Here is a 2,817-nt window from a genome sequence, read left to right as displayed (position 1 = left end):
TGATATGACAGTACGAAGAATCAAAGTTCATAACAACAATTTATTAAAAAAATAATATTATCTTGGATAATAAAAAGGGATTTTTAGGGGATGCCCCTAAAATAATTTTATCTTGGATAATAAAGAAAATAAGAATATAATATCTGATAATGAGGTAAAAATAAAAAAGCGCCAGATCCCTTTGGGATGACGAGGGAGGAAGTTATCGAAAATTCGGCGGGAGCTTCCTGGGTTCACAGCCCTAGTGTTAGACAAAAGCAGAGAGCAATTTCTGTCACAGAGAAGACACCGTGGCCTCATTAAAAATTTAATAAGGAGGCACTATGTGCGGAATAGTATGTTATAAAGGAAGTCTTAATGCTAAGGATATCATCCTTGATGGTCTTGAAAAGCTAGAATATAGGGGTTATGACTCAAGTGGTCTTGCTATTATTAAGGATGGTAAGCTTGAAATCCACAAGGAAAAGGGCCCTATTGCAAGTCTTAAGGAAGAGATAGGTGGGAAAGATTTATCTTCTCATATCGGTATTGGCCATATTAGATGGGCTACCCACGGTGAGGCTAGCAGGGAAAATGCCCACCCACACACATCTGCCGATGGCAAGATTGCTATAGTTCACAATGGTATTATAGAAAATTATAAGGAACTTAAGGAAGAATTAGTCAAGGAAGGCTATTCTTTCAAATCCCAAACAGATACAGAACTTGTTGCCATTTTACTTGGCAAATTTTATGAAGGGGACCTTCTAAAGGCCCTAATCAAGGTAAGGTCTATGATTGAAGGGTCCTTTGCTATAGGAGCAATCTCAGAAGATGAACCAGACAGGCTTGTAGGAATCAGGAAGGATTCTCCAATGGTCCTTGGCCTTATGGATGATGGCTTTATCCTAGCTTCTGACAGCCCATCTTTTATAAAATATACCAACAAGCTAATCTATCTTGAAAATGATGATATAATCGACATCAAGGGCGATACTTACAAGATTTATGACAAGGACCTAAAGGAAGTAGCAAGGGAAGTAAAAACTACTTCTTTTGGGGCAAATGATGCATCAAAAGAAGACTACGACCACTTCATGCTTAAGGAAATTGAGGAGCAAGCTGATGTCATAGGAAGGTTGGCTGAAGCCCACCTAGATAAGGAAGGCCTAAAAGTAAAGAGTAAGGTCTTTAGCGAAGAAGAAATAAACTCCTTTAACAGAATCTATATAGTTGCCTGTGGTACAGCCTACAATGCTGGCCTAGTTGGCAAGGCTCTTTTTGAAAAATATTTAAGGATACCAGTTATTTGCGACTTGGCTTCAGAATTTAGGTACTCTGATCCACTTGTAGATGAAAATACCTTGGTAATTTTCCTATCTCAATCAGGAGAAACAGCTGATACCCTAAAGGCCCTAGACCTTGCAAAAAGCCTAGGAGCCATGACTCTTGCAATCACAAATGTAAGAGAATCATCAATCGATAGGGAAGCAGAAAGAACAATCTACACCGAGGCAGGCCCTGAGATAGCGGTAGCATCAACCAAGGCCTACACCAGCCAACTTTTAAATCTCTACATCCTAGGCCTAGAATTTAATGAAGTCTTAGAAAAATTTGATGATAAGGAGATTATCGAAGAAATATTTGCCCTTCCTCAAAAGATAAAAAATATAATCGATAGGAAAGAAGAGCTAAAATATTTTGCAAATGAGCTTAAGGATAAGGAACATCTTTTCTACCTAGCAAGAGGACTTGACTACCAAACAGCCATAGAAGCAAGCCTTAAACTAAAGGAAATATCCTACATCCACAGCGAGGCCTTCGCTTCAGGAGAGCTAAAACATGGTACAATTGCCCTAATAGAAGATGGTACTCCTGTCATAGGCATCCTAAGTCAAAAAGACCTTTTGGATAAGGCTCTTTCAAATCTAGAAGAGGTAAGGGCTAGAAAGGCAGAAGTCTTTACCATAACAAATCTAAAGGATAAGAGGATTGGAGATATTGGAGTAGCAAGTTTTATCTTTGATGAAACCCTAGATATCCTAGCCCCAATCCTTTCAGTAGTACCATGCCAAATACTTGCCTACTACACATCCCTAGCCAAGGGCCTAAATGTAGATAAGCCAAGAAATCTAGCCAAATCTGTAACTGTTGAATAAAATAGAATTATAAATTTCATTATCTACTTGTAAAAATATTGAAATATATAGGAGTTACCTATGAAACATAGAAAAATATTCATGGCAATTGGGCTAATATTTATAATGTTTTTCACGGCGAGAGCTTATTTTATATACCAAGACTTAAAGATTGAAAAAGAAATAAGGGAATCATTAAAGGATAATAAAGCTGAGATAGTGTCTTTCATAAATGATGCTGATTCTAGCTTGGATCAAAAATTCAAATACAAAAGTTTTGAATTAAGAAAGTTTGATAAGTTTCCAAAGCTTGCTAAATTTGTCTATAAGTCCAAGGGCTTTGGATCTGCAGCTATTTATTATGGATTCTATTATATAAAAGATGACGATCTGACTTTATTGGGACTTAACAAACTTGAGCCTAAGGCAGATGGTGAATATTTTTATAAGGAAAAAGATTCTGACAATCAGTTAAGGCTTAAAAAGATAGAAGATGAGATTTATTATTTTAAAGAGGTCTACTAAAGGAGAATCTTATAAAATAACAAAAACCCCAAAATCCGTAATACGGATATGACCTGAACCCGTAAACACGGAATAATTTAATAATATTTTAAGCGGAATGTAATCTGTACATAACAGGGGACATTCCGTTTAATTTTGTTTTAATCCTATCCTCATTGTACCATCTAATATATTT

3 protein-coding genes are annotated in these 2,817 nt (G+C 36.4%); 2 read left to right on the top strand and 1 reads right to left on the bottom strand.

Annotated elements, in window-relative coordinates:
* The first annotated feature begins 323 nt into the window (after nucleotides 1-323).
* Both glmS and NH288_RS11255 read left to right on the top strand, forming a co-directional pair.
* Nucleotides 324-2,138 (top strand): glutamine--fructose-6-phosphate transaminase (isomerizing), encoded by a 1,815-nt coding sequence (gene glmS, locus NH288_RS11260; protein ID WP_265215384.1) that lies wholly within the window; start codon nucleotides 324-326, stop codon nucleotides 2,136-2,138.
* Between the two features lie 60 nt (nucleotides 2,139-2,198).
* Nucleotides 2,199-2,642, top strand: a complete 444-nt coding sequence (locus NH288_RS11255) for a hypothetical protein (RefSeq protein ID WP_265215382.1) — start codon at nucleotides 2,199-2,201, stop codon at nucleotides 2,640-2,642.
* A gap of 88 nt (nucleotides 2,643-2,730) precedes the next feature.
* On the opposite strand, the gene NH288_RS11460 is transcribed toward NH288_RS11255, so the two are convergent.
* The gene (locus NH288_RS11460; protein ID WP_414731760.1) at nucleotides 2,731-2,811 is read right to left on the bottom strand and encodes an IS3 family transposase; all 81 of its coding nucleotides are present in this window, start codon (nucleotides 2,809-2,811) and stop codon (nucleotides 2,731-2,733) included.
* Between the last annotated feature and the right edge of the window lie 6 nt (nucleotides 2,812-2,817).

The organism is Anaerococcus sp. NML200537 (genome assembly GCF_026131715.1).
Lineage (GTDB): Bacteria > Bacillota > Clostridia > Tissierellales > Peptoniphilaceae > Anaerococcus > Anaerococcus kampingae.
The sequence above is the reverse complement of the archived record's forward strand: the minus strand, read 5'-3'. Positions and strand labels throughout refer to the sequence as shown.

Bases quoted from the DNA above. Each gene is read 5' to 3' on its own strand.
- glmS (WP_265215384.1), top strand. From the start codon at position 324: ATGTGCGGAATAGTATGTTATAAAGGAAGTCTTAATGCTAAGGATATC.
- NH288_RS11255 (WP_265215382.1), top strand. From the start codon at position 2,199: ATGAAACATAGAAAAATATTCATGGCAATTGGGCTAATATTTATAATG.